Annotated in this window: 1 protein-coding gene; it reads right to left on the reverse strand. The window is 45.9% G+C overall.

Annotated features, from left to right (window positions below; translation table 11 throughout):
* Nucleotides 1–940: 940 nt before the first annotated feature.
* On the reverse strand, nt 941–1,414 hold the full coding sequence (locus A3773_RS17890; RefSeq protein WP_067988617.1) for a hypothetical protein: 474 nt from the start codon (nt 1,412–1,414) through the stop codon (nt 941–943).
* Between the last annotated feature and the right edge of the window lie 77 nt (nt 1,415–1,491).

Raw genomic sequence — 1,491 nt, forward strand, 5'->3', positions numbered from 1 at the left:
TCATCTTGTGGTTAGGTTGGTTCTTTTTCCCCTTTTTTTCTTTCCTTTCTCCTTCCTCCTTTCCTCCCTCCCCTTCTTTTTCTCTTTTTTTCCTTCCCTCCTTTCTCCTTTTTCTTCCCTCTTCTCCTCCTCCTTTCTCTCCCTTCCCTCTTTCCTCCTCCTCCTCCTCTTCTCTCTTCTTCTCTCTTTTTTTCCTCCTCCTTCCTCCTCCCCCTTCCCCTCTCCTCCTTTCTTCCCTTTCTTTCCCCCTCTCCCCCTCTTCTCTTTCCCCTCCCCCCTTTTCCCCTTTGTTTTCCTCCCCCCTTTCCCTCCCCCCCTCTTTCCTTCTCCCCCCTCTTCTTCCCTCTTTCTTTTTCTCTTCCCCTCCCTCCCTTCCTCTTCTCCCCTTCCCTCTCCCCCCTCTCCTCCCCCCTCTTTCTTCCTCTCTTCTCCCCCTTCCCTTCTCTCCCCTTTCCTTTTTTTTCTTTTCCCTTCCCTCTCCCCCTTCCTTCTCCTCCCTCTTCCCTTTTTTTCCCCCCTCTTTCCCCCCTCCTTCTCTTCTCTTCCCCTCCTTCCCTTCTCCCCTCTTTTCCCTCCTCCCCCCCCCCCCCCCCTTCCCCTTTCCTCCTCTTTTCTCCCCTCTCCTTCCTCCCTTTTCTTTTTCTTCCTCCTTCTTTTTCCTTCCTCCCTCCTCCTTTCCCCCTCCTTTTTTCCTTCTCTTTTTTTTTCCTTTTTTTCTTTCTTTTCTTTTCTTTTTTTCCCTTTTCTCCCTTTTCTTTTCTTCTCTTCTCCCCTTTCTTTTTCTTTTCTTCCCCTTTCCTCTCTTTTCCTTCTTTCCTCCCCTCCCCCCCTTTCTCCCCCTTCCCTCCCTTCTCCCTTTCTTCTTTTTCCTTCCCTTTTCTTTTCTTCTTTTCCTTCTGCTCTTCCTTTCTTTTTTCCCTTCTTATACTCTTTTCTTTCTTTATTTTCTTCTCTTCCCTCCTCTTCTCTCTCCCTTCCCTTCCCTTCCCTTTTCCTTTCTCCTTCCCCTCTCCCTCTCCTCCTTCCTCTTTTCTTCTCTCTTTTTCCCTCTCCCTCCCCTCCCTTTCCCTCTTTCTCTTTCTTTTCCCCTTTTTCTTTTCTTTTCTCTTTCTTTTCCTTCCCCTTCTTCTTTTTCTTCTTTCTTTCTTCCTCTCTCTTTTGTGTTTTTCTTTTTTCTACCTCTTTTTTCTTTTCCTTCCCTTTCTTTTTTTTTTCTTCCCTTTTCTTTCTTCTCTCCCCTTCCCCCTTCCTCTCCTTCCTTTTTTTCTCTCTTTTTCTTCTCTTTCTTTTTTTCCTCTCTCCCCCCCTTCCTTTTTCCCTTTTCTTTCTTCTTGTTTTCTTTCTCTTCTCCCTCTTTTCCTTTCTTTCTTTCTCTCTCTCCCTCCTTCTTCTTCCTAATACAATCTTTCACCATCTATGCTTCGAGAAGGAATTACTAGCGGCTCGATTAGATCTCGAATTAGACGTGTAAAATCAAGGGAAAATACAGTT

This window comes from Neptuniibacter pectenicola, from assembly GCF_001597735.1.
Lineage (GTDB): Bacteria > Pseudomonadota > Gammaproteobacteria > Pseudomonadales > Balneatricaceae > Neptuniibacter > Neptuniibacter pectenicola.